Source organism: Peribacillus sp. TE19612 (assembly GCF_056279465.1).
Genome location: NZ_JBWCCL010000006.1, coordinates 52,334 through 77,858, shown reverse-complemented (window position 1 = coordinate 77,858; position 25,525 = coordinate 52,334). Strand labels below are relative to the sequence as shown.

The 25,525-nt window shown below is 41.6% G+C and carries 23 protein-coding genes; 22 read left to right on the top strand and 1 reads right to left on the bottom strand.

Annotated elements, in window-relative coordinates:
- The first annotated feature begins 176 nt into the window (after positions 1 to 176).
- The 4 genes from ACZ9AO_RS12290 to ACZ9AO_RS12275 all read left to right on the top strand — a co-directional run bounded on the left by ACZ9AO_RS12290 (position 177) and on the right by ACZ9AO_RS12275 (position 5,506).
- Positions 177 to 1,847, top strand: a complete 1,671-nt coding sequence (locus ACZ9AO_RS12290; protein ID WP_034313569.1) for a ribonuclease J — start codon at positions 177 to 179, stop codon at positions 1,845 to 1,847.
- A gap of 119 nt (positions 1,848 to 1,966) precedes the next feature.
- Positions 1,967 to 2,716: a ClpP family protease gene (locus tag ACZ9AO_RS12285; RefSeq protein ID WP_375541136.1), complete on the top strand. Its 750-nt coding sequence runs from the start codon at positions 1,967 to 1,969 to the stop codon at positions 2,714 to 2,716.
- A complete protein-coding gene (locus ACZ9AO_RS12280) occupies positions 2,713 to 2,940 on the top strand; it encodes a YlzJ-like family protein (protein WP_034313564.1) in 228 nt (75 codons plus the stop codon). The genes ACZ9AO_RS12285 and ACZ9AO_RS12280 overlap by 4 nt, the downstream gene beginning before the upstream one ends.
- 238 nt (positions 2,941 to 3,178) lie before the next feature.
- A complete protein-coding gene (locus tag ACZ9AO_RS12275) occupies positions 3,179 to 5,506 on the top strand; it encodes a DNA translocase FtsK (protein ID WP_323598873.1) in 2,328 nt (775 codons plus the stop codon).
- A 32-nt stretch (positions 5,507 to 5,538) separates the two neighbouring features.
- On the opposite strand, the gene ACZ9AO_RS12270 is transcribed toward ACZ9AO_RS12275, so the two are convergent.
- Complete coding sequence (locus ACZ9AO_RS12270) at positions 5,539 to 5,838, bottom strand: DUF6509 family protein (RefSeq protein WP_476109161.1); 300 nt, start codon at positions 5,836 to 5,838, stop codon at positions 5,539 to 5,541.
- A 305-nt stretch (positions 5,839 to 6,143) separates the two neighbouring features.
- Here ACZ9AO_RS12270 and ACZ9AO_RS12265 point away from each other — a divergent pair, with 305 nt between their 5' ends.
- The 18 genes from ACZ9AO_RS12265 to ACZ9AO_RS12180 all read left to right on the top strand — a co-directional run bounded on the left by ACZ9AO_RS12265 (position 6,144) and on the right by ACZ9AO_RS12180 (position 25,431).
- Positions 6,144 to 6,869, top strand: coding sequence for a GntR family transcriptional regulator (locus ACZ9AO_RS12265; protein WP_048684736.1), 726 nt, complete (start codon positions 6,144 to 6,146; stop codon positions 6,867 to 6,869).
- Between the two features lie 161 nt (positions 6,870 to 7,030).
- Positions 7,031 to 8,119 carry a BMP family lipoprotein gene (locus ACZ9AO_RS12260; protein WP_048684735.1) on the top strand — a complete coding sequence of 363 codons (1,089 nt, stop codon included), beginning with the start codon at positions 7,031 to 7,033 and terminating at the stop codon, positions 8,117 to 8,119.
- A gap of 204 nt (positions 8,120 to 8,323) precedes the next feature.
- On the top strand, positions 8,324 to 9,859 hold the full coding sequence (locus tag ACZ9AO_RS12255; RefSeq protein WP_252269253.1) for an ABC transporter ATP-binding protein: 1,536 nt from the start codon (positions 8,324 to 8,326) through the stop codon (positions 9,857 to 9,859).
- Positions 9,852 to 10,895, top strand: a complete 1,044-nt coding sequence (locus ACZ9AO_RS12250; protein WP_048684732.1) for an ABC transporter permease — start codon at positions 9,852 to 9,854, stop codon at positions 10,893 to 10,895. The genes ACZ9AO_RS12255 and ACZ9AO_RS12250 overlap by 8 nt, the downstream gene beginning before the upstream one ends.
- Positions 10,896 to 11,855 carry an ABC transporter permease gene (locus ACZ9AO_RS12245; RefSeq protein WP_476109160.1) on the top strand — a complete coding sequence of 320 codons (960 nt, stop codon included), beginning with the start codon at positions 10,896 to 10,898 and terminating at the stop codon, positions 11,853 to 11,855.
- 211 nt (positions 11,856 to 12,066) lie between these two features.
- Entirely contained in the window at positions 12,067 to 13,347 is a 1,281-nt protein-coding gene (gene yfmF, locus ACZ9AO_RS12240) for an EF-P 5-aminopentanol modification-associated protein YfmF (RefSeq protein WP_476109159.1), read from the top strand.
- A complete protein-coding gene (yfmH, locus tag ACZ9AO_RS12235) occupies positions 13,347 to 14,633 on the top strand; it encodes an EF-P 5-aminopentanol modification-associated protein YfmH (protein ID WP_476109158.1) in 1,287 nt (428 codons plus the stop codon). The genes yfmF and yfmH overlap by 1 nt, the downstream gene beginning before the upstream one ends.
- A gap of 18 nt (positions 14,634 to 14,651) precedes the next feature.
- Positions 14,652 to 15,377 (top strand): elongation factor P 5-aminopentanone reductase, encoded by a 726-nt coding sequence (gene ymfI, locus ACZ9AO_RS12230; RefSeq protein WP_476109157.1) that lies wholly within the window; start codon positions 14,652 to 14,654, stop codon positions 15,375 to 15,377.
- A gap of 81 nt (positions 15,378 to 15,458) precedes the next feature.
- On the top strand, positions 15,459 to 15,716 hold the full coding sequence (locus ACZ9AO_RS12225) for a DUF3243 domain-containing protein (RefSeq protein WP_034313532.1): 258 nt from the start codon (positions 15,459 to 15,461) through the stop codon (positions 15,714 to 15,716).
- Between the two features lie 242 nt (positions 15,717 to 15,958).
- A complete protein-coding gene (locus tag ACZ9AO_RS12220) occupies positions 15,959 to 16,750 on the top strand; it encodes a DUF3388 domain-containing protein (protein ID WP_034313530.1) in 792 nt (263 codons plus the stop codon).
- 8 nt (positions 16,751 to 16,758) lie between these two features.
- A complete protein-coding gene (locus ACZ9AO_RS12215; RefSeq protein ID WP_311292726.1) occupies positions 16,759 to 17,667 on the top strand; it encodes a helix-turn-helix domain-containing protein in 909 nt (302 codons plus the stop codon).
- A gap of 165 nt (positions 17,668 to 17,832) precedes the next feature.
- Complete coding sequence (gene pgsA / locus ACZ9AO_RS12210; protein ID WP_034313524.1) at positions 17,833 to 18,417, top strand: CDP-diacylglycerol--glycerol-3-phosphate 3-phosphatidyltransferase; 585 nt, start codon at positions 17,833 to 17,835, stop codon at positions 18,415 to 18,417.
- A gap of 22 nt (positions 18,418 to 18,439) precedes the next feature.
- Positions 18,440 to 19,672: a competence/damage-inducible protein A gene (locus ACZ9AO_RS12205; RefSeq protein ID WP_034315395.1), complete on the top strand. Its 1,233-nt coding sequence runs from the start codon at positions 18,440 to 18,442 to the stop codon at positions 19,670 to 19,672.
- A gap of 349 nt (positions 19,673 to 20,021) precedes the next feature.
- Positions 20,022 to 21,068 carry a recombinase RecA gene (recA, locus tag ACZ9AO_RS12200; RefSeq protein ID WP_034313522.1) on the top strand — a complete coding sequence of 349 codons (1,047 nt, stop codon included), beginning with the start codon at positions 20,022 to 20,024 and terminating at the stop codon, positions 21,066 to 21,068.
- A gap of 353 nt (positions 21,069 to 21,421) precedes the next feature.
- The gene (rny, locus tag ACZ9AO_RS12195) at positions 21,422 to 22,981 is read left to right on the top strand and encodes a ribonuclease Y (protein WP_034313519.1); all 1,560 of its coding nucleotides are present in this window, start codon (positions 21,422 to 21,424) and stop codon (positions 22,979 to 22,981) included.
- A 152-nt stretch (positions 22,982 to 23,133) separates the two neighbouring features.
- Positions 23,134 to 23,931 (top strand): TIGR00282 family metallophosphoesterase, encoded by a 798-nt coding sequence (locus ACZ9AO_RS12190; RefSeq protein WP_476109156.1) that lies wholly within the window; start codon positions 23,134 to 23,136, stop codon positions 23,929 to 23,931.
- 173 nt (positions 23,932 to 24,104) lie between these two features.
- Positions 24,105 to 24,365, top strand: a complete 261-nt coding sequence (spoVS, locus tag ACZ9AO_RS12185) for a stage V sporulation protein SpoVS (RefSeq protein ID WP_029281188.1) — start codon at positions 24,105 to 24,107, stop codon at positions 24,363 to 24,365.
- A 133-nt stretch (positions 24,366 to 24,498) separates the two neighbouring features.
- The gene (locus ACZ9AO_RS12180) at positions 24,499 to 25,431 is read left to right on the top strand and encodes a dipeptidase (protein ID WP_476109155.1); all 933 of its coding nucleotides are present in this window, start codon (positions 24,499 to 24,501) and stop codon (positions 25,429 to 25,431) included.
- Positions 25,432 to 25,525: the final 94 nt, after the last annotated feature.

The window sequence follows — 25,525 nt, the reverse complement described above, 5'->3', positions numbered from 1 at the left end:
TTATGATCAATCGAAACTGGTAAAAGTACAAAGGATCTCTTACATAATAGGTTGTTTTTTTGAATTATATGAAAAAGTCCCTCTGAAAATGGTAAGTGTTGTCATGTTTTTTGAACATCGGTTATAATGAAATCATTGGGAAATTATGAACGGGATTTTTTAAGGAGGATATTCGATTGGGTAAAGATAAAAATAATGGAATAAAAGTGATTTCTCTTGGAGGACAAGGGGAGCTTGGTAAAAATATGTACGTCGTTGAGGTGAACGAGGACATCTATCTTCTTGATGCAGGATTAATGCTGCCGGAAGACGAAATGCTCGGAATCGATGCGGTTATCCCAGATATTTCTTATTTGATGGATAATAAGGAACGGGTGCAGGGGATATTCATTACCCATGGTCATGAAGACCATATGGGAGCGCTTGCTTATGTCTTGAAATATTTACCAGCTCCTGTTTATGGAACTAAGCTTACACTTGCTTTAATCAAAACGAAATTAAAGGAAGATGGCTTTAACGGCAGGGCAACTTTCACTGAAATCGATTCGGATTCCCTTTTAAGTTTCCCTCAAGCAGCCGTGTCCTTTTTCCGGACTAACCATAGTATTCCCGATTCCGTCGGAGTCGTGATCCACACTCGTGAAGGTGCAATCGTTTATACAGGGGATTTCAAATTCGACCAGGCAGCAACGGATCTCTATAAACCGGAAATCGGTAAGATGGCCAGTATCGGTGAAGAAGGTGTCCTATGCCTGCTTTCGGATAGTACCGGTGCCGAGAGGCCAGGTTATACGACTTCAGAAGCAGTTGTGGCCAAAGATATTACAGAGGCTTTCCATGCTGCCTCCGGAAGGATCATCGTTGCGTGCTTCGCTTCGAACATCAACCGGATTCAACATGTTTTCAATGCAGCGGCAGCAAGTCGCAGAAAAGTGGCAGTTGTAGGAAAAAGTCTGCAACGAGTTTATGAAACAGCCTTGAATCTTGGCTACTTAAAGGTCGAAGAAGAGCTGATAATCCCGATTAATGAAATTGGCCAGTATGAAGACCGTGAAATCGTCGTGTTATCGACAGGTCATCAGGGCGAACCCATTGCAGCACTTCAAAAAATGGCAAAGCAGACCCACAAGCAGGTAACGATTAAAAAGGGAGACACCGTTTTGATCAGTGCATCACCCCTGCAGGGCGGTGAACTTATTTTATCCAAAACCGTCGATTTGCTATACAGGGTAGGTGCTGAAGTGGTATCTGCCAATAAATATAAAGTGCACGTAACAGGGCATGGCAGCCAGGAAGAGCTTAAAATGATGATCAATTTGATGAATCCTAAATTCTTAATCCCTGTACATGGGGAATACCGCCATTTATATGCCCATCAAAAAGTTGGGGTTGCTGCGGGAATTAAGCGTGAAAACATCATAATTGCCGAAAAAGGGGATGTCATCGAACTAAAGGGCAATAAAATGGGGCTTTCCGGCAAAGTCTCTGCAGGAAATATCCTGATAGATGGCAGCGGTGTTGGAGATGTAGGTAATATCGTTCTTCGTGATCGTCGCTTGTTATCCCAAGATGGCATTTTGATTGTAGTCGTCACGTTGAACCGTCAGGATAAAAGCATTGCAGCAGGCCCTGAAATCATTTCAAGGGGCTTCGTATATGTTCGCGAATCAGAAAAAATGATTGCGGAAGCAACTGAAATAGTAAGTGAAATCGTAAAGAAAAATGGGTCGCGCCAGCCTTTTGATTGGTCCACGCTGAAGCAGGAAATGCGTGATGCGTTAAACCAATTCTTCTATGAAAAAACGAAACGCCGCCCAATGATTTTACCGATCATAATGGAATATTAAGTAAGTAACCCCTGATTTGAACAGTCAGGGGTTCTTTTTTCTGACTCTTATATCTTGAAGAATGAAGTCCGAGACTCGAGACATAATAAAGCTATAGGCTAAAAGAGAAAGGGGTTGGCATAGTGGATAATGCACCATTACCAAATGAAAATGAAGGCAAGCAGGAAGGTAAGAATTCAACTTTAATCGAAAAGATCCAGCAGCTGGGGGCTACTAATGTTCCGCAACTATCTCAAGACTCAAAAATCCATTGTTTGACGATCATTGGACAAATTGAAGGACATATGCAGCTGCCGCCTCAAAATAAAACGACCAAATATGAACATGTTATTCCGCAAATTGTGGCAATTGAACAAAATCCCAATATAGAGGGGCTGCTTGTCATATTAAATACAGTCGGAGGAGATGTCGAAGCGGGACTGGCAATCGCAGAAATGCTGGCTTCCCTATCAAAGCCATCCGTCTCGATTGTACTTGGGGGAGGGCACTCGATCGGTGTGCCGATTGCGGTTTCGTGTGACCATAGCTATATAGCAGAAACAGCAACGATGACGATTCATCCAATTCGTTTGACAGGGCTAGTCATTGGCGTGCCTCAAACCTTTGAATACTTGGATAAAATGCAGGAAAGAGTCATAAAATTTGTTACGCGCCACTCCAACGTTACGGAAGAAAGTTTTAAGGATTTAATGTTTGCCAAAGGAAACTTGACCCGTGATATCGGTACGAATGTTATCGGGGCCGAGGCAGTTGAAATCGGTATGATCGATGATGTAGGAGGAGTGGGCCAGGCCATGAGAAAACTAAATAGCTTCATGGAAGAAAGAAGGCCAAAAATTTCCGGGGAAGAGGAGGGGCTTCTGCAATGACGCTTTACACGATCGTTCCTGAAGAAATAATTTTCCCTCATCACCATGAGAAGACGGCAAATTTAATAGAAATGATCTACAATGGTGTACATGTGATGGTTGAACATGACGGTGGCCGTACGTTTCGCATTGATCGAATCGTCAGCACCGATCCTGAAGATTATATGAATGTACACATTCAACCGGGAGCTGTCATAAATGTGTTCGAACATATGAACCATTAGTAAAAACGACTAACTGAGGTAAATTATGATATACTGGAATGAAAATCAGCAGCCGCTTGGCTGCTTTATTCATTATATGGGAAAAATGTCCGCCTAAAGAATGAATGGTATATATATCAAGGACAGGGTCATATTTATTTGGTATAATCAGTAGCGAACGTTTGTTTCGTGAAGGGAAATCATGTAGTGATGTTGAATAGGAAAGTTAGAATAGTTTCATGAAGAATCAGGTGATATTATGGCAAAGAAGAAACGCAGAAAAAAGAATAGTACAGAGAAGTTAAAACTAACGCTTAAATATGAATTGATTGGCCTCACTATAATAGGTTTGGCCATCATTGCCATTGCCAAGCTTGGAGCAGTTGGAAACGGGACGGTCTTTTTAATCCGCTTCTTCATGGGGGAATGGTATATCCTCTTTTTGTTGGGAGCAATTGCAGCTGGGTTCTATTTGATGATAAAGAGAGAGGTCCCGTACCTGTTGAAACGGCAATTGGTCGGGATGTACTTCCTTGTTGCGAGCATGCTCCTACTAAGTCATGTGACCCTGTTTAACATGCTTGCAGATGGAGGACCATTTACGAAGCCCAGCGTCATTTCGAATACATGGGAACTATTTTGGATGGAAGTGACCGGCAAGGCCAGCTCAAAGGACCTTGGGGGCGGTATGATTGGAGCGATATTATTTGCAGCTTCTTACTTTCTATTCGACGAAGCTGGATCGAAAATCGTTTCATTCCTCTTTATCATTGTAGGTGCCGTCCTATTGACCGGGAAAACGTTAGGTGAAACCCTCGGGAAGTTTTTCAGGGGTCTTGGCGGCTTTTTCAAAAAGCAATGGTCCGCATTCAGAGATGATGTGAAAACGTGGAATGAAGACAAAAAAGAAAAGAAAAAGAATCCCGTGAAAAAGAAGAAACGGCAAAACGAACCGGTGGAAGAAACGGATCAGCCTCCTCTAGAAGAGGAAACACAGGAAATGGCGACGGAACGGATCATTTCCAGCTTTGCTGATAAAGCATATAGCGACGAAAACGAAGTAATTCCCGTTGTTACGGAACCTGCAGCTGAAAATGCAGAGGACCAGGATGATGCCGTTCCGCCTATGAATTTTACGGAAGTGGAGAATAAAGAATATCTTTTACCGCCTCTTTCCTTGTTATTGCAGCCTAAAAAAACAGACCAAAGCGGAGAGTACCAATTGATTCATGAAAATGCGGCAAAACTTGAGCGCACCTTTCATAGCTTTGGAGTGAAAGCGAGAGTCACTCAAGTTCATTTAGGCCCAGCCGTAACCAAATACGAAGTACATCCGGATGTAGGTGTGAAGGTAAGTAAAATTGTCAGCCTATCCGATGACTTGGCCCTTGCACTTGCCGCAAAGGATATTAGGATTGAAGCGCCGATTCCCGGAAAATCGGCAATCGGAATAGAAGTGCCTAACTCCGAAGTGGCGATGGTCTCATTAAGGGAAGTTTTAGAGGCCAAAGAAGTTGACAAGCCTGACGCAAAACTGCAAATAGGCTTAGGGCGGAATATTTCCGGTGAAGCGGTTAAGGCGGAGCTCAATAAAATGCCGCATTTACTAGTGGCTGGTGCTACGGGCAGCGGGAAATCCGTTTGTATCAATGGGATTATCACGAGTATTCTGATGCGGGCAAAACCGCATGAAGTGAAAATGATGATGATCGATCCAAAAATGGTCGAGTTGAATGTCTATAATGGAATTCCCCACTTACTTGCACCTGTAGTGACCAATCCAAAGAAAGCCGCACAGGCTTTGCAAAAAGTGGTCAGTGAAATGGAAAGGCGCTACGAGCTATTTTCTCATTCCGGTACGCGAAATATTGAAGGCTACAATGATTACATTAACCGGTATAACATTGAAGAAGACGCCAAACAACCGCTCTTGCCTTATATCGTAGTCATTGTCGATGAGCTGGCAGATTTGATGATGGTCGCTTCTAACGATGTTGAGGATGCCATCACAAGGCTTGCACAAATGGCTCGTGCTGCTGGCATCCACTTGATAATTGCCACTCAGCGGCCATCCGTAGATGTAATTACAGGGGTCATTAAAGCGAACATCCCATCTCGGATAGCTTTTAGTGTCTCATCAATGACCGATTCGAGAACGATCCTCGACATGGGCGGGGCCGAAAAACTGTTAGGCCGGGGTGACATGCTCTTCCTGCCTTCTGGAGCTTCAAAACCGGTCCGCGTCCAAGGGGCCTTTTTATCCGACAATGAAGTCGAGGAAGTTGTCACATATGTCATTTCACAGCAAAAAGCACAATACAACGAAGAAATGATACCCGATGAAATTGCAGAAACCTCAAATGGTGAAGTCGAAGATGATTTATATGGGGATGCGGTATCGTTGATCGTAGAAATGCAGACTGCATCTGTTTCCATGCTGCAGCGCCGTTTCCGGATTGGCTATACCCGGGCAGCCAGATTGATTGATGAAATGGAAGCGAGGGGAATTGTCGGTCCATATGAAGGCAGTAAACCACGAAATGTATTGGTTACAAAAGATGAACAAGATGAAGCACATTCATCATAGGTAAAGAAAAAACCGGGCATCTGCCCGGTTTTTTAATTATTCATCGCCTCGTCTAAATGTTTAAGGCAGAAGTCGGTAATCATCGCTTCTTCATCTTCTTCTAAATCGAATTCGAGTGCGCCTTCGTTCCCTTTTTCAAAAATATCATATTTAATCAATTTGCCTTTTTGTTCTTCCACAGCAAAAAGCACCCGGATATATAAACCATCTTCTGAAAAGAGTTCATCCTCTTCAGGCACTTCAATATCCAAGAACAACTCGTAACGTTCCCCGGACAAAATACCAAATGGATCATTTAATTTTTCGATTGTGTATTCTGTAATCTCTAACATCTTGTGTACATCCCTTCAAAGAAGATAAATCCTATTATACAGGAAAACAGCATCTTGAACATAGCTGCATGCATCTAGCCTTTTTTAAAAAAAATTTATCTGATTTAGGAGAATAATCGTACAAATTCCGCGGCCACATCTAGATTGAAAGACACAGTGAAGGGTAATTTCTCCTAAATTCTTTTAAAGTAAATAGTAAAACACTATTTATTTATATTAAAAAAAATGTTATATTATTTTCGATTAGTAGGAATGATTCAACATCAGAGGTCTGATGTCTTAAGAAATTAGCTGGGGGAAACTGTATGTCAATAAAATCAGATAGTCGACATTTATATTTGCAGGTCATTGATTACCTGAAGCAGGATATTGAAGCTGGAGTCTATCAGGAAAATGAAAAATTCCCTTCAGAATTCGATCTTGCGAAAAAATTGGGAGTTAGTAGGGCGACACTTCGAGAAGCGCTGCGAATTTTGGAAGAAGAGAACATCATCATTCGCCGCCATGGAGTTGGGACTTTCGTCAATCCGAAACCTCGGTTCACTTCAGGTATCGAGCAATTAAAAAGTGTCACGAACATGATTGAAGAGGCAGGGATGAAGCCGGGTACGATTTTCTTAAGCTCGACGGCCCAAGAACCTACAGAAGAGGATATACGCAGGTTTTCTTGTTCAACAGACGAACGCATCGTCAGCATCGAACGAGTAAGGACAGCGAATGGGGAGCCAGTCGTCTACTGTATTGACAAAATTCCTGAATCTATTCTTTCAGAAAATTTTGACCGTAATGATGAGTCTCTTTTAGATATTTTGGAAAGAGATGCGCATCGGAAAATTACGCATGCCGTAGCTGAGATTGAGCCTATTGGATATCATGAGAAAGTTTCTCCTATCCTTAAATGCTCGCCAGAAGCCGCGCTACTCGTTTTAAAGCAGATGCATCTGGATGATTGGGACCAGCCTATCCTGTATTCTGTTAACTACTTTAAAGCCAATATGTTCAGCTTTCATGTTCTTCGTAAACGTGTGTAGGCCTTGACTCTGCATACGGATGAATGCAAGCGATTGTTTCGATTCCGAAAAAAGTCTATCAAACGTATGCAAAAAAAATTAACGAGAAGTGAAAACGCAAACATAAATGACTTTTCAGAACATTCCTGCTCAAAAAACTATGTAAATTAGGGGGATAAAAATTGAAAAAGCGCAAATTAGGACTAGCTCTTTCACTTGTTCTTGCAGCCGGTACGCTACTGGGAGCATGTGGTAATTCAGAGAATGATGATAAAGAATCTTCAAATGGGAAAAACAAAGATAACTTCACTGTTGCGATGGTAACTGATACTGGCGGCGTGGATGACGAGTCGTTCAACCAATCCGCTTGGAAGGGCATTCAGGAATTCGGTAAGGATAATGGTCTGGAAAAAGGTAAAGATGGCTACAACTACCTGCAATCTAAATCTGATGCCGATTACGCTAAGAACCTGAATACGCTTGTACGTGAAGATTACCAACTAATCTATGGCATCGGTTTCCTTCTAGCGGAAGCTGTTGGTGAAGTGGCTGACCAACGTCCGGATTCACACTTTGCCATCGTGGATACAGTCGTAGACAAAAAGAATGTAGCCAGCATTAATTTTAAAGAGCAGCAAGGTTCATTCCTAGTAGGTGTAATTGCCGGAATGCAAACGAAAACAAACAAAGTCGGTTTTATCGGCGGAGTTGAATCTGAGTTAATCAAGAAATTCGAAGTTGGCTTTAAGGCTGGGGTTTTATCTGTAAATCCGGATGCAAAAGTTGAAGTTAAATATGCCGGGGATTTCAATAAAGCTGATATCGGTAAATCAACTGCAGGCTCCATGTATTCTTCAGGTATCGATATCATTTATCATGCTGCTGGCGGAACTGGAAAAGGTGTATTCACTGAAGCAGTAGAGCAAAAGCAAAAAGATCCTAAGAGAGAAATCTATGTTATCGGTGTAGATAGCGACCAAGCTAAATTGGGGGCAGTTCCTGGAACTGACGACAACATCACTCTGACTTCCATGCTAAAACGTGTTGACGTGGCAGTTAAAGACCTTTCCGAAAAAGCGAAAGAAGGAAACTTCCCAGGCGGAAAAGTAATTGAGTACGGTATCGAAGAAAATGGTGTAGGCATTTCCGAAACAAAAGATAACGTAACAGAAGAATCATTAAAAGCGGTCGAAGAATGGACAGAAAAAATTAAATCAGGTGAATTCGTCGTTCCGGGTACGGATGAAGAATTTGAAAAACTTGATTTATAAGCTGTAATGCCAGAAAGAATAGGGAGGCAGAATTGCCCTCTATTCTTTCTTTTCCCAATCACGCTTTGCAACTGAAAAATATCGAATGAAAAACTATGAAAGAATCGTAGTTTTTCATTTGGTTTTTTTAAAAAAATCAATAAGCTAGTAAAAGCAATTAAATGATTTAAGAATATTTACACTCATTTTAGGAGTTGATAATACGTGGAATATGTAATTGAGATGCTTAATATCCGTAAGGAATTCCCCGGCATCGTCGCAAATGATAACGTTACACTTCAGGTTAAAAAAGGGGAGATTCACGCATTATTAGGTGAAAATGGCGCGGGTAAATCCACTTTGATGAATGTTTTATTCGGCTTATACCAGCCTGAGCAGGGAGAAATCCGTGTGAATGGCAAGCCAGTCAAGATTACCAGTCCCAACATTGCCAATGATTTAGGGATTGGGATGGTCCATCAGCATTTTATGCTCGTTGACCCTTTTACAGTAACGGAAAATATCATTTTAGGAAAAGAACCATCCAAAGCGGGTAAGATCGATTTAAAAGAAGCGAGCGAGGAAGTTAGGAAACTATCAGAACAATATCAGCTTCGTGTTGACCCCTATGCGAAAATTGCCGATATTTCAATAGGGATGCAGCAGCGTGTCGAGATTCTTAAGACCCTTTACCGCGGAGCCGAAATATTGATTTTTGATGAACCGACCGCTGTATTGACTCCTCAAGAAATCAAGGAATTGATTTATATTATGAAAGCCCTTATCAAAGAGGGGAAATCTATCATTTTAATCACACACAAACTTAAGGAAATCATGGAGGTTTGTGACCGGGTAACGGTTATACGCAAAGGGCAAGGAATTGGTACAGTGAACGTCAACGAAACGAATCCTAACGAATTGGCGAGCTTGATGGTCGGTAGGGAAGTTCTATTCAAGACGGAAAAAACGGCCGCTACTCCTTCGGATGTAGTTCTCGAGGTTCAGGAATTGGAAGTCAAGGATTCCCGGGGCGTTTCAGCTGTTCGGAACTTGGATTTAACAGTCCGTGCAGGAGAAATTGTCGGTATTGCCGGTGTAGATGGAAACGGTCAATCCGAACTGATTGAGGCATTGGCTGGCCTAAGGAAGACAACAGCTGGTTCGATAAAGCTAAATGGAAAAGAAATCAGGAATCTGAAGCCGCGTAAAATCACTGAAGCAGGTGTCGGCCATATTCCAGAAGACAGGCATAAGCATGGTTTGGTTCTCGATTACAGCATTGGGGAAAATATTGTCTTGCAAACCTACTATCAAAGGCCTTTCTCAAAAGCCGGTATCTTGAACTCAAAGAAAATATTTGAAAAAGCCCGTTCATTGATCAAAAGCTATGATGTTCGGACTCCGAGTGAATATACCCCGGCAAGGGCTCTTTCCGGCGGGAATCAGCAAAAAGCGATCATCGGCCGGGAAGTTGATAGGAACCCGGATTTATTGATTGCCGCACAGCCAACACGCGGACTTGATGTAGGAGCGATCGAGTTTATCCATAAACGGCTGATTGAACAGCGTGATGCAGGAAAAGCGGTACTTCTCATATCATTTGAATTGGAAGAAATCATGAATGTGAGCGATAGGATTGCCGTTATATACGAAGGGGAAATCGTCGCAATTGTCGATCCGAAAGAAACGACTGAACAGGAGCTTGGCCTTCTAATGGCCGGCAGTAAACGGACGGAAGCAGGTGGAAAACAAAATGTCTAAGTATTTATCTAAATTAACGAGTCCGTTAATAGCAGTTATCCTCGGCTTAGTCGTTGGGGCCATAATCATGTTAGTAAGCGGCTATGACCCAGTTGCCGGCTATGGCTCCATGGTAAATGGAATTATTGGGGATTCTTATTATGTAGGGGAATCCGTCAGGACCATCATCCCCTATATCCTTGCCGGTTTGGCAGTGGCTTTTGCTTTTCGCACGGGACTTTTCAATATCGGTGTAGAAGGGCAATTAATTGTAGGCTGGCTGGCGGCAGTTTGGGTCGGAATCGCTTTTGATCTTCCAAGGATCATTCATTTGCCATTGGCCATCTTAGTTGGTGCAGCTGCTGGGGCATTGTGGGCATTTATCCCTGGTTATTTAAAAGCTAAGTTCCGTGTACATGAAGTAATCGTTTCTATCATGTTGAATTATACAGCTTTATATGTGACGAATTATTTAATTAGGAATGTAATGACTGACAAGCTGGATAAAACAGAAAGAATTGCTGATACAGCATCACTGCGGTCTCCTTTTTTTGAAAGCATTACGGATTTTTCCCGGATGCATTGGGGAATAGTGGTAGCGATTATTTGCGTAATCATCATGTGGTTCCTGCTTGAAAGGACCAAAACCGGCTTTGAACTGAAAGCGGTAGGTTTCAATCAGCACGCGTCCGAGTATGCAGGGATGAGTGTCAATAAGAACATCATACTTTCCATGGTTATTTCAGGTGCTTTTGCAGGACTTGCCGGTGCGATGGAAGGCCTTGGAACTTTCGGTTATGCCGCAGTCAAAGGCGGGTTCACAGGTATGGGCTTTGATGGGATTGCAGTAGCCTTATTAGGGGCGAATACAGCTATTGGTGTTGTGCTTGCAGCCTTATTATTTGGGGGACTGAAAGCCGGGGCCTTAAATATGCCGCTAGAAACCGGAATACCTAGTGAGATTGTGGATATTGTCATAGCATTGATCATTTTCTTCGTCGCTTCCAGTTATTTTATTCGTTGGATAGCCGCTCGATTTAAGAAAGGGGTGAAATAAGTGGATTTTTACCAAGTATTACAAATTATTATTCCATCTATGATAGCTCTAGCTGCTCCACTTATTTTTACTTCACTCGGAGGAGTGTTTTCTGAACGGGCTGGTGTCATAAACATCGGTTTAGAAGGTTTGATGGTCATTGGTGCCTTTACAGGGATTGTTTTTAACTTAATGTTTGCTGATGTATTTGGTGAATGGACTCCTTGGCTTGCAGTCTTAGCGGCTATGATTGCCGGCTTGCTGTTTTCCATTCTGCACGCAGTGGCATGCATTACGTTCAGGGCGGACCAAACGGTTAGTGGGGTAGCCATCAACTTGTTGGCAGTTGGTCTGACCATGTTTTTGGTGAAGTTGATTTTTGACAAAGGTCAAACTGATAGAATCACAGTAACATTCCCAAGGATTGATGTTCCGTTACTAAGTGATATTCCATTTATTGGACCCATCTTTTTCGCAAATGGCTATTACATCGTATATATAGCGATTCTCATATCTTTTGTCGTTTGGTATGTACTTTATAAAACACCATTCGGGTTAAGGATCCGTGCAGTGGGTGAGCACCCAATGGCTGCTGATACGATGGGTGTCAATGTTACGAAAATCCGATATGCCGCAGTTTTATTATCAGGTGCTTTTGGAGGTATCGGCGGAGCGATTTATGCTACCATCTTTTCGAATGAATTCAATCATGCGACAATTAATGGTCAAGGTTTCATGGCCATTGCCGCCATGATTTTTGGTAAGTGGCACCCGATCGGGGCAATGGGAGCAGCTTTATTCTTTGGTTTGGCCCAAAGTTTAAGTATCGTTGGCTCGAGCCTTCCCTTCTTCAAGGATATTCCATCAGTTTACCTCTTGATCGCTCCATATGTTCTGACGATCATTGCGCTAACTGGTTTCATTGGACGTGCTGATGCTCCAAAAGCATCCGGACAGCCATACATCAAAGGGAAAAGATAAGTGTCTAACCGGTCAGCAAACTGTGCTGGCCGGTTTTTTCTTTTGAGATTTGAGCCATAAGTGATGGTGAGTTGGTGAAAAACCAAAAAAAGTAGCTGTAACTTGCATGATTTTTCCTTTCACATGTATATTTTAAGTAGATGTTTAAAAGGGTTCCAATCTACAAACAATAAGCTAATAAAGGTGATTTATATAATGAGGAGGATTATTCATGTCTATTGCTTCCGATACAATTACGGAAAAAAGCGGCTACAAGCTTCATGTGGTCCGGACGGATAAATATAAAACGAATACTCTCGTGCTGAAGATGAAAGCCCCGTTGACAAAAGAGGACGTTACATATCGTGCATTGCTGCCATATGTGTTACAAAGCAATACAAGTAAATATCCTACTACACCCGAGCTTCGATCTTATCTTGATGATTTATATGGAGCAGGGTTTTATGTCGATGTAGCTAAAAAAGGAGAATATCAAATCATAAGTTTTACGATCGATATCGTAAATGAAAAATTCCTTAGTGATTCAACCCCGCTTCTCGAAAAGGCTTTTGGGCTATTATCAGAGGTGATCTTCAATCCGAAGAAAAACAGCGAAGCCTTTGACTCTAAAACGGTTTCCAATGAAATCCGTTCTTTAAAACAGCGGATTCAATCCATTTCCGATGACAAAATGCGATATTCAGCTACACGTCTAGTAGAGGAAATGTGCAAAAACGAACCATATGCTTTAGAAGCGAGCGGTAATCTTCAAGACTTGGAAACGATAACTCCAGAATCCCTATTCGCCTACTATAAAAAAATGCTGTCGGAAGATGAAATCGATTTATATGTAATCGGCGACATCGATGGATCGGAAGTGGAGGCACTGGCTGACAAGTATGTGTCGTTGCAAGAACGTGAGCCTGTTAGACTGCCAAGGGAGACGGGCAAGGCAGTGGAGAAGGAAAAAGAAATCATCGAGAATTCGGATGTGAAACAAGGGAAGTTGAATATCGGTTATCGAACCCAAGTTGCATACGGTGATCCGGATTATTATGCTCTTCAGCTATTCAATGGGATTTTTGGCGGCTTTTCACATTCCAAACTTTTCATTAATGTCAGGGAGAAAGCCAGCCTTGCTTATTATGCAGCTTCAAGGCTTGAAAGTCATAAAGGGCTATTGATGGTCATGGCCGGCATTGAAAATGCCAACTACAAGCAGGCACTGGATATCATTCATGCACAAATGAATGAAATGAAGCAAGGGAACTTTTCCGATGAAGAACTGGCACAGACAAAGGCGGTCGTTAAGAACCAGCTCCTTGAAACCATTGACGTTTCGAGAGGGCTTGTGGAAATTTTATATCATAATGTGATTTCCGGGCAGGATATATCACTCGACGAGTGGTTTGCAAAAACAGAGCGGACGACAAAGGAAGAAATCATTGCAGTTGGTCAAAAGATCCAGCTTGATACGATTTATTTCCTAACGGAAGCGGAGGTGCAAGGGTAATGGAAAAAATAGCATTCACTCAATTGAAAGAAGAGCTTTTCCATGAAAAAATGGATAATGGTCTCGAAGTATATATTCTTCCGAAAAGCGGGTTCAATAAATCATTTGCGACTTTCACGACGAATTATGGTTCAATCGACAACCATTTCAAACCATTGAATGAAACGGAATTTTCAAAAGTACCAGATGGGATTGCCCATTTTCTTGAACATAAGCTATTTGAAAAGGAAGATGGTGATGTTTTTCAGCAATTTTCAAAGCAGGGAGCATCTGCAAATGCCTTTACCTCTTTCACCCGTACAGCTTATTTATTTTCCAGCACGTCGGATTTCGAGAGGAATCTAACTACCTTAATTGACTTTGTCCAGGATCCTTACTTTTCGGAAAAGACGGTAGAGAAGGAAAAAGGAATCATTGGGCAGGAAATCAATATGTATGATGATAATTCAGACTGGCGTTTATATTTCGGGACTATTGCCAATATGTATCATCAGCATCCAGTGAAAATCGATATTGCCGGTACTGTGGAATCGATTGCAGGTATTACGAAAGATATGCTTTATGAATGTTATAATACGTTTTACCATCCTAGCAACATGCTCCTATTCGTTGTAGGACCGGTAGATGTCGAAAGTACCATGAAACTGATTCGGGATAACCAAAATGATAAAGGGTACAACGAACAACCAGCAGTGGAACGTAAATTTGACGAAGAGCCGGAAATCGTTGCCAAGGAAAAGGAAGTCTTAAGGATGAATGTCCAGACACCAAAAGTGATGCTGGGCATCAAGGCCATCAATGTAAACCAATCCGGTTTACAGCTTTTGAAAAGGGAATTGGCGACCAATATTTATTTGGAAATGCTGTTTGGCAAGAGTTCGCCTTTGCATGAGGAGCTGTATGAGGAAGGGTTGATCGATCAAAGCTTCTCATATGATTACACACAGGAACAAGGTTTTGGGTTTGCGTTAATTGGCGGGGACAGTGCCAAACCTGATGAGTTGACGGAGTCTTTATTCGGTATCCTGCAAAAATCAAAAGCCGGAACCGGCCTGAATGAAGAAAGCCTGCAAAGGACAATCAAGAAAAAAATCGGTTCTTTCCTCCGTTCCTTGAATTCGCCGGAATATATAGCGAATCAATTCACCAGATATGCATTCAATGATATGAATTTGTTCGATGTTGTATCGGTATTGGAAAAATTAACCATCGAGGATATCAGGGAGGTCGCCAAGGATTTAATATCCGATGAACGGATGACAGTCTGTCAGGTACTTCCGAAATAATATAAAGGGGGCGTGAAAGTGGGGAAACGTTTTGCCCTTATTACAGGAGCCAGTGGAGGAATCGGCAGGGAAATCGCTATAAAGCTCGCCGAGGAGAATTACTCTCTTTATTTACATTATAACAGCAATGAAGAAGCGATACTTGCCCTGATTGAAGAACTGAGGCCTCATCAAGTCGAACTTATTCCGATACAAGCGGATTTGGCTGCACCGGACGGCTACAAGAAATTGGCGGAAAATATTTTTGCCCTCCATGCAATCGTCCTTAATAGTGGCAATAGCTATTACGGGCTTATATCTGACATGGATGAGACTATCGTTACTGAAATGGTTCAGCTGCATGTAACGAGCCCTTTCCAATTAACAAAGGAACTGCTTCCAAAGCTTATGTACCAAGAACAGGCTGCCATCGTTGCCGTCACATCGATTTGGGGGCAGACAGGTGCATCTTGTGAAGTATTATATTCAATGGTCAAAGGCAGCCAAAATGCTTTTATCAAGGCGCTTAGCAAAGAAGTATCGCTTAATGGAATCCGGGTGAATGCCGTTGCCCCCGGTGCGATTTCCACTTCCATGCTCGAATCTTTCAGTGCAGAAGATCTGGAAATCATCAAAGGCGATATCCCGATGGGCAGGATGGGGCATTCCAAAGAAGTCGCGGAGGCCGTATACTATTTGCTTTCCGACAAGTCGTCCTATATAACCGGGCAGATTTTAGGCGTAAATGGCGGATGGTACACATGATTTTTTTTAAAGACATGTATAATTTCCTCGGTTCCTTCACAAAATATCTTTGTACTATTTTGAAGGAAAGGGTGACCATTCATGTCTGTACTGGACAATTGGGATCAATGGAAAAACTTCTTAGGCGACAGATTACATCAAGGTGAACAACAAGGCTTGTCAGAAGGCGCTGTTAACAACTTGGCTTACGAAATCGGTGATTACCTAGCTAATCAGGTTGAGCCCCAGAATGATCAAGAGAAAGTGCTTGCTGATCTTTGGTCAGTCGCAAGCGATCAAGAAAAACATGCCATGGCAAGTGTCATGGTCAAGTTAGTCGAGAACAATGGAACGAAGTAAAATATCAATCCAAAGGCCCTGTTATTAATTAACAGGGCCTTTTGGATTCTAGGGGGATGACTATTTGTCCTCTTATATAAAAATGAATACTTTTATAGGGTTTTTCCTTTTAACTTATCACGAAATGCTATATTATAGAAGCTAGACAATTAATATTAAAGTGTTCAGACCTTGAAATTTACGATGGATAAGTTTTTTGCCCATGATTAGGGCAAAAGCTTTTAGGCTTAAGGAGTGTTATCGTGGATAATAAAGAATGGTATTTTGAATATGAAATTCAAGTCAACCGTCCTGGTTTATTAGGGGATATTTCATCCCTTCTGGGTATGCTTTCCATTAATATCATCACCATTAACGGGGTAGATGAAGGCAGGCGTGGGTTACTTTTGTTGGCCAAAGACAGCCGTAATATAGAAAGATTCGAGTCAATTCTCCGTACGATGGATACGATAAAGGTCATTAAGCTTAGGGAACCTAAATTACGTGATCGCCTCGCAGTCAGGCATGGACGCTATATTCAGCGCGATGCCGATGAGAAAAACACCTTTAGGTTTGTTCGTGATGAACTAGGCTTGCTTGTCGATTTCCTGGCCGAGCTATTTAAACAGGAAGGTCATAAATTGATCGGGATCCGAGGGATGCCCCGTGTCGGAAAAACTGAATCTATCGTAGCATCGAGTGTTTGTGCTAATAAGAGATGGTTGTTTGTGTCATCGACCCTTTTAAAGCAGACTATCCGCAGCCAGCTTATTGAGGATGAATATAATAATGATAATTTGTTCATTTTAGATGGAATTGTTTCCACTCGCCGTGCAAATGAGCGTCATTGGCAGTTGATTCGTGAAATAATGAGGCTTGATGCTGTCAAAGTAATCGAACATCCGGATGTTTTTGTCCAAAATACGGAGTATACCCTCGAAGACTTTGATTATATTATTGAATTGAGAAACAATCCTGAAGAAGAAATAACATATGAAGTTGTCGACCAAAAAGACCAGTTTTCAGGGTCTGATTTTGGTTCCTTTGACTTTTAAAATGGCAGGTGTTTTATTTGACTGAATTGGGTAATCGATTAAAGGAAGCTAGGGAAGCCAAAGGTCTTAGCCTAGAAGATTTGCAGGAATTAACAAAGATCCAAAAGCGTTACCTCATTGGCATTGAAGAGGGAAATTACAGTATGATGCCTGGAAAGTTCTATGTACGGGCATTCATAAAGCAATATTGTGAAGCGGTCGGACTGGATTCAGAAGAGATTTTCGAACAATATAAGAATGAAATACCATCGGTCTATAGTGAGGAATTGCCAGAACAGCTTTCACGGGTCCAATCCCGGAAAACCATTCCGGCAGGAGATTCAAAGGTTGTGGAAATGTTACCGAGGATCCTGGCTGTCGTTTTAGTCATTGGTGCGGCCGTTTTGATATGGGTACTGGTATCGAATTATATGAGTAACCCAGATAATGATGATAAAAAGAACGCTAAAGAGAATGAAGCTGTGGGCTACAATAAAAGTGATGGGTTTAACGAAGAAAAAGAGAATGCAGACAAAAAACAGGATGAAGAAAAATCTGAGTCATCTGACGAGAAGAATGAAGATGATGCTGTTGTCAAAGATGAAAAGAAAGAGCAAAATCTTGCCGTCACAAGTTCCAGCGGTAAAAATAGTACGTATGAATTAAAAAATACCGATACTTTTAAATTAAAGGTGACCTCCAAAGGCTCACCATGGGTCGGCATAAAAAATGGTGAAGGTAAATTACTTTTCCAGGGCACTATCGAAAAGGACAAAAGCCAGGAAATTGATTTCACCAATGAAAAAGAAGCTGTCATCAATATAGGCAGGGCATATGAAACTGAGATTTATGTGAATGATGAGAAGCTGGAGTATTCCATTTCACCGACTGAAGTGAATACGCAATTGGTTACGATACAATTTACGAAAGCCGAATAGTCATCTTATAGATGACTATTTTTGCTCTATATAATAGTAAGGCGGCGGGAAATGGTTCACCCGGCATATAAGATTGGATTTTGAGTTAAATTATACATATAAGCATTATTTTAGATCTAAGACGCATTGCCCAAATGGCAGGCGTAAATTTTGGAGGTAAAAGTTTTGAATCTGCCTAATAAGATTACAGTAGCAAGAATCTGTTTAATACCAGTATTTTTAATCATCATGCTCGTTCCTTTTTCATGGGGGACACTGACTTGGGGAGAATACAGTTTGCCAGTGGCACACCTGGCTGGAGCCATCCTCTTTATAATCGCTTCCACTACGGATTGGATCGATGGCCATTTTGCCAGAAAATATAATATGATTACTGATTTAGGGAAATTTTTAGATCCATTGGCAGATAAACTTCTGGTTTCGGCTGCCTTAATCGTTTTGGTTGATCTAGATTTAATGTACGGTCAATCTTGGATTGCCATCGTGATCATAAGTCGCGAGTTTGCAGTCACTGGATTGCGTTTGGTGTTAGCGGGTACAGGGGAAGTGGTTGCAGCGAACCAGCTAGGTAAAATTAAAACATGGGCACAAATTGTTTCTATTTCGGCTTTATTGCTGCATAATCTTCCATTTGCCCTCATTTCACTTCCATTTGCCAATATCGCATTATGGATTGCATTAATCTTTACAATCTGGTCAGGTTTGGATTATTTTATAAAAAACAAAGAAGTATTTGTTAATTCAAAGTAAAACGAATGGTGGTTTTGAAAAGATGGATGCAGAAATCATTGCAGTGGGCTCAGAGCTTCTTTTAGGTCAAATCAATAACACTAATGGAAGATTCTTATCGCAGCAGTTTGCGGAAATGGGAATCAACGTTTTTTACCATACTGTGGTCGGAGATAACGACCGCCGATTACAACAAGCTATAGAAATCGCTGAATCGAGGGCGAACTTGATTGTTTTTACCGGTGGGCTTGGTCCTACCAAAGATGACTTAACGAAAGAAACGATTGCTCGCCATATCGGGAAAAAGCTCGTTTTTAATGATGAAGCTTTGCAATCCATTGAAGCTTACTTCCAAAAACGGGAACGGCCGATGACGGAAAACAACAAAAAGCAGGCCCTTGTCTTGGAAGGCAGTGAAGTGTTGGCAAACGATCATGGCATGGCCCCGGGAATGGTTTTGTCCAAATCTGGGATTACATATATGCTCCTGCCTGGTCCACCAAGTGAAATGGAGCCGATGTTTTTAAGTTATGGTTATGAAAAAATCATGAATAAATTGGAAAAGCATGAACGGATCGATTCCAAGGTTCTTCGGTTCTACGGTATAGGTGAAGCCGAACTGGAAACGGTGATTGAAGATCTCCTTGTCAATCAAACGAATCCGACAATCGCTCCGCTTGCAGCCGAAGGGGAAGTGACGTTAAGGATCACCGCCAAAGGCCCTTCTAAAGAAAAATGCGAAGAACTTATTTTAGAAACGGAAAAAGAAATTCTTAGCCGGGTCGGAAAGTTCCATTATGGAAGTGATAATACTTCGCTAATAAAGGAACTTGTAAAAGAATTAACGGTCCGCAAGCTTTCAATCGCGGCAGCTGAAAGCTTGACCGGGGGGATGTTCCAAGAACAGCTGACAACCATCCCGGGCGCCGGTAAAGTCTTTAAGGGCGGAATGGTCTGCTATACGAATGATGCGAAGTCCAATGTCCTCGGCGTCAGTGATGATACCATATCTGAGTATGGGGTGGTCAGCGGTGAGTGTGCAATGGAAATGGCCTCTAATGTCCGGAGTAAGCTCGATGCGGATGTAGGCATAAGCTTTACGGGTGTTGCGGGGCCGGACGAACAAGAAGGCAAGCCTGTAGGTACAGTATTTATTGGCATTTCCTATCGGGATGGAAACACTCACTTCAAGGAGTTGAATCTTTCCGGAAGCAGGGCGCAAAACCGTATTCGGAGTGTGAAGTACGGTTGTCATTACTTATTAAGGGATTTATAAACGCCATAAGCAGAGCTTTTTTACAGCTCTGCTTTTTATTTGGTTTTAGAAGTTTGTTTCTTGAAAAATAGGGAAAAAAGAAAAAAGTTAATTCAATGAAAATGTTTTTTTTTAGGGAGTAAGTGAAGCGAAATGGAGATTTCCTTAAGCTAAAACGCTTTTTTACAAAGAATATCCCGAAAGAAAAAAACGAATGAATGTTCGACTTTTTGCTTGGCAAAATAGTAAAAAGAGTATATAGTAAAGATAGGTTTTGAGACAGGGTACAAACCTTGATCTTGAATAATTGCTAACGTAAGTACACCTTTAATCGGACAGCCGATTAGTTGAATATAGAGGAGGAAATTGAGTGAGTGATCGTCAAGCGGCTTTAGATATGGCGTTAAAACAAATTGAGAAACAATTTGGTAAAGGTTCGATTATGAAACTTGGGGAACAGACTGATCGTAGGATTTCAACGATCTCAAGCGGTTCTTTAGCATTGGACGTAGCGTTGGGAGTGGGCGGATATCCAAGAGGCCGGGTCATTGAGATATATGGACCTGAAAGCTCCGGTAAAACGACTGTAGCATTACATGCCATTGCAGAGGTACAAAAGACTGGCGGGACGGCTGCATTCATTGATGCCGAGCATGCTTTAGATCCAGCATATTCAGAAAAACTTGGTGTGAATATCGATGAGTTACTGCTTTCACAGCCTGATACGGGTGAACAAGCCTTAGAGATTGCTGAAGCGTTAGTTCGAAGCGGAGCGGTAGATATCATTGTCATTGACTCGGTGGCAGCACTTGTTCCTAAAGCTGAAATCGAAGGCGAAATGGGAGATTCCCATATGGGTCTCCAAGCCCGGATGATGTCTCAGGCACTTAGAAAACTGTCTGGTTCCATTAATAAATCAAATACCATTGCCATTTTCATTAACCAAGTCCGTGAAAAAATCGGTGTTATGTTTGGGAATCCAGAAACGACTCCGGGAGGCCGGGCATTGAAGTTCTATTCAACTGTTCGTCTGGAAGTGCGCCGTGCGGAGCAATTAAAACAAGGCAATGAAATCGTGGGTAATAAAACGAAAATCAAAGTTGTAAAAAACAAGGTTGCTCCACCATTCCGCCAAGCAGAAGTTGACATCATGTATGGTCAAGGGATTTCACAGGAAGGTGAAATCATCGATATGGGTGCAGACCTTGATATCGTCCTTAAAAGCGGCTCATGGTATTCATACAATGAAGAGCGTGTCGGACAAGGCCGTGAAAATGCGAAGCTGTTCCTGAAAGAAAATCAGGATATCGCTCAGGAAATTTCTCAGAAAATCAGAGATCACTATAATCTTGATGGAGAGCATGAATTACCACCAGAAGAAAATGAAACAGAAGAGCATTTTGAATTGCTTGATTAATGATATTTGGAAAAGGCCTAAGCTTATTCGCTTAGGCCTTTTCTGTATATTTTAAGAAAAATGCGAAATTTTCAGCGGATTAAATGGCATTGTAATCAGATTTACAGACTTCTTCCATAATGAATGCTGTACATTATGATGGTTGATATTAAGAAAACTTGAATAATCATTGATACATAAGGGACAAACGCTTGACAATAAAAATTCTCAACTATACAATTAATATGTATATTTTACAATTTTTCAAACTAAAATTTTGAAAATTAAGTGCTGTATATTGAATTTATGTGCAATGTACTTGCCGACAGTTCAACATTTTATGTAAAAAGTTCATAGCAAGGGGAGGTGAAACGATGGAACCCATGACAATCATCTTCACTTTGCTTGGCCTAATCGTCGGTGCAGTTGTTGGTTATTTTATTCACAAATCAAAATTTGAGAGTAGAATAGCAGGGGCAAAGGGCTCTGCAGAACACATCCTTGAGGATGCAAAACGTGAAGCGGAAGCACTTAAGAAAGAAGCCTTGTTGGAAGCAAAAGATGAAATTCATAAAGTTCGTGCCGATTCGGATCGGGAAGCCCGTGAAAGAAGGAACGAATTACAAAAACAAGAAAATCGGTTATTGCAAAGAGAAGAGAATCTGGACCGTAAGGATGAAACGTTAGACAAACGTGAGAGCCTTTTGGAGAAAAAAGATGATTCTCTAAACCAAAGACAACAGCATATTGAAGAGATGGAAAGCAAAGTGGAAGAGATGGTTCGTAAGCAGCAAACAGAGCTTGAACGTGTTTCCGGTTTAACTCGTGAAGAGGCTAAAGCAATCATTATAGACCGAATGGAAAACGAGCTTGCTCACGATGTAGCGCTTATGATTAAAGAAAGTGATACCCGTGCCAAAGAAGAAGCTGATAAAAAAGCAAAAGAAGTCCTTTCTCTTGCCATTCAGCGTTGTGCGGCTGATCATGTTGCAGAGACCACCGTTTCTGTAGTAAATCTTCCAAACGATGAAATGAAAGGACGGATAATCGGACGTGAAGGACGAAATATCCGGACGTTAGAAACGCTAACAGGTATTGACCTTATTATTGATGATACTCCTGAAGCTGTCATTTTATCTGGATTCGATCCAATTAGACGGGAAACGGCACGCTTGGCTCTTGAGAAACTTGTTCAGGACGGACGGATCCATCCGGCTCGCATTGAAGAAATGGTTGACAAAGCAAGACGTGAGGTAGATGAACATATTCGTGAAATTGGTGAACAGACTACTTTTGAAGTTGGAGTTCACGGTCTCCATCCAGATCTCATCAAAATACTAGGACGTTTGAAATTCCGTACCAGTTATGGGCAAAACGTACTTAAACATTCAATTGAAGTGGCCCAGCTTTCAGGTTTACTGGCCGCTGAGCTTGGTGAGGATGAAGTTCTTGCCCGTCGTGCAGGTTTATTGCATGATATTGGGAAAGCGATCGATCATGAAGTGGAAGGCAGTCACGTTGAAATTGGCGTTGAATTAGCAACCAAATATAAAGAGCATCCAACTGTCATTAACAGCATCGCTTCACATCATGGCGATACGGAACCAACTTCCATCATTTCAGTGCTTGTGGCTGCCGCTGATGCATTATCAGCTGCAAGACCGGGAGCTAGAAGTGAAACGCTTGAAAATTACATTAGAAGACTTGAAAAGCTTGAGGAAATTTCCGAGTCCTATGATGGAGTGGAAAAATCTTTTGCGATTCAAGCCGGACGAGAAGTGCGGATTCTAGTGAAACCAGAACAAATCGATGATCTTTCGGCACATCGACTCGCACGTGATATCCGGAAAAGGATTGAAGAAGAGCTCGATTACCCAGGTCATATAAAAGTCACGGTCATCCGTGAAACAAGAGCAGTTGAATATGCCAAATAATTGTTAGTGAAAGACGAAGTGGTGCAAACCACTTCGTCTTTTCTTTTTCCGATATGAATCGTTAAGCGTAATTCTTATAATTACCCCAAATTATGTTACAATACATACTTGAATAATTCATATAATTAGGTGAATCCAGAAAGGGTTTTACAATGAAATTGCTATTTATAGGGGATGTAGTGGGATCTCCAGGTCGTGACATGATCCAAGAATACCTTCCTAAGTTAAAAGAAAAGTATCGTCCGCATATCACGGTCATCAATGGCGAGAATGCAGCAAGTGGCCGGGGGATTACAGAAAAGATTTACCGCTGTTTTTTAGAGTGGGGAGCGCAGGCAGTGACCATGGGAAACCATACATGGGATAATCGTGATATTTTCAACTTTATTGATGAAGCGAAATATCTTGTCCGTCCAGCAAACTTTCCAGACGGGGTACCCGGAGAAGGTATGAAATTTTTAAAATTGAACCAGCATGAAATAGCGGTCATCAATTTGCAAGCGAGAACGTTCATGCCGGATTTGGACTGTCCGTTCAAAAAGGCGGAAGAACTAGTGGCGGAGGCTCGAAAAAAGACACCGATCATCTTTGTCGATTTTCATGGTGAAGCGACAAGTGAAAAGCAAGCCATGGGGTGGTTCCTGGATGGTAAGGTTACAGCCGTCGTTGGTACACACACACACGTCCAGACAGCCGATAACCGTATATTACCTGCAGGCACCGCTTACATATCAGATGTAGGCATGACAGGACCATATGATGCCATCCTTGGTATGGAAAGAGAGGCAGTCATCCATCGGTTCCTGACCAGCCTGCCAGTTCGTTTCGAAGTCCCAAAAGAGGGACGGACCCTATTAAGTGGGGTTCTCCTTGAAATTGATGAGAAAACTGGCAAGGCAAAGAAGATAGAAAGGATCCTGATTAACGAAGATCATCCCTTTTACCATTGATTCGAACGGATGGACAGTCAAACTGCCATCCGTTTTTCCATTCTTTAATAAATGGTGTACAATCCCGGTTTTCTTTGTCATACAAGTTTTACTTGATGAATATAGTAGCAGTGGAAAGTGTTATAACTATTGAGCCAAGTTAGAATCGGCAGGGAAAACAAGGAGGACTAGGAATGGAAATATTAAAAGTTTCAGCAAAATCTAATCCTAATTCTGTAGCAGGCGCACTAGCGGGAGTGCTCAGGGAAAGAGGAGCAGCCGAAATTCAAGCAATCGGTGCAGGTGCGTTAAATCAAGCCGTCAAGGCAGTAGCAATCGCAAGAGGGTTTGTCGCACCTAGTGGAGTTGACTTGATTTGTATTCCTGCCTTTACAGATATACTTATTGATGGCGAAGAGAGAACGGCAATAAAACTAATCATTGAACCAAGATAATTGCATGTTTGGGTGTCCTGTTTGTCGGATGGCGAGCAGGCACTTTTTTGTCGTGACTTCCAAATGACGAAAGGTCCGTGTCGCTTTATAATGGTATATATAATCATAAAAAAGTACAGGAAGGGGGATTACATTGGAGATTTTTGATGCACATTGTGATGTGCTGATGAAGATGTTCATCGATCCGGATATTTCTTTTACAAATAGTGATAAATTACATATAACAAAGCGGGGTTTATTGGACGAAGGGGGAAAAGTCCAGTGTTTTGCCATATATATTCCTGAAAAAGTCCACCCTGATATGAGATTTCAAGCGGCTTTGGCGATGGTGGATATTTTTCATGAAAAGATTTTGTCGGAGCCGGAATTGAAATTTATAAAGACCAAGGCAGACATCGAATCTTTAAAAGAAAAGGAAATCGGTGCAATGCTAACTTTGGAGGGGTGCGATTGCATTGGGAATGATTTGTTGAAACTGAAAACCCTTATTCATCTTGGAGTATCCTCTGTAGGTCTGACTTGGAATTACGCTAACTTGGTAGCGGATGGAGCATTGGAAACAAGAGGGGGCGGCTTGACAGGATTTGGAACGGAGGTGGTCGCGCTACTGAACGAGAAGTCAATTTGGTGTGATTTATCCCATTTATCTGAAGCTGGATTTTGGGACACCCTAAAGTTGGCGAAATTCCCGATCGCCTCCCATTCGAATGCTTATCATCTTTGTCCGCATCCGCGAAATTTAAAGGATGGGCAGATAAAAGCCCTTTTACAGAAAAATGGGGTGATCGGCGTAACCTTTGTCCCGCAATTTCTAGCAAATGGCCCGGTTACGATAAAGGATATCTTGAAACATATAGAGCATATATGCAGTTTAGGCGGGGAAAGACAAATTGGATTAGGGTCCGACTTCGATGGAATCGATCATATGGTAGAGAATTTAACGTCATATAAGGATTATCATAACTTAATAAATGAATTGAACAGGCATTATTCCAGTGAGTTTGTAAAAGGTCTCCTTTTTGATAATTTCACTCGTAATTTTCCGCTTGAAAAGGATATATCTTAAGTGATTTTCAATTCTTACTATATAGATATGAATAAATATTCTGAAAATATAAAAAATAAAAGCAAAAAGGTTGCAATTTGATGATTTAACCGAT

Coding starts and splice junctions, on each gene's coding strand:
- yfmF (WP_476109159.1), top strand. CDS start 12,067: ATGTCTATTGCTTCCGATACAATTACGGAAAAAAGCGGCTACAAGCTT.
- ACZ9AO_RS12205 (WP_034315395.1), top strand. CDS start 18,440: ATGGATGCAGAAATCATTGCAGTGGGCTCAGAGCTTCTTTTAGGTCAA.
- rny (WP_034313519.1), top strand. CDS start 21,422: ATGGAACCCATGACAATCATCTTCACTTTGCTTGGCCTAATCGTCGGT.
- spoVS (WP_029281188.1), top strand. CDS start 24,105: ATGGAAATATTAAAAGTTTCAGCAAAATCTAATCCTAATTCTGTAGCA.
- ACZ9AO_RS12280 (WP_034313564.1), top strand. CDS start 2,713: ATGACGCTTTACACGATCGTTCCTGAAGAAATAATTTTCCCTCATCAC.
- ACZ9AO_RS12275 (WP_323598873.1), top strand. CDS start 3,179: ATGGCAAAGAAGAAACGCAGAAAAAAGAATAGTACAGAGAAGTTAAAA.
- ACZ9AO_RS12270 (WP_476109161.1), bottom strand. CDS start 5,838: ATGTTAGAGATTACAGAATACACAATCGAAAAATTAAATGATCCATTT.
- ACZ9AO_RS12190 (WP_476109156.1), top strand. CDS start 23,134: ATGAAATTGCTATTTATAGGGGATGTAGTGGGATCTCCAGGTCGTGAC.
- ACZ9AO_RS12225 (WP_034313532.1), top strand. CDS start 15,459: ATGTCTGTACTGGACAATTGGGATCAATGGAAAAACTTCTTAGGCGAC.
- yfmH (WP_476109158.1), top strand. CDS start 13,347: ATGGAAAAAATAGCATTCACTCAATTGAAAGAAGAGCTTTTCCATGAA.
- ACZ9AO_RS12265 (WP_048684736.1), top strand. CDS start 6,144: ATGTCAATAAAATCAGATAGTCGACATTTATATTTGCAGGTCATTGAT.
- ACZ9AO_RS12250 (WP_048684732.1), top strand. CDS start 9,852: ATGTCTAAGTATTTATCTAAATTAACGAGTCCGTTAATAGCAGTTATC.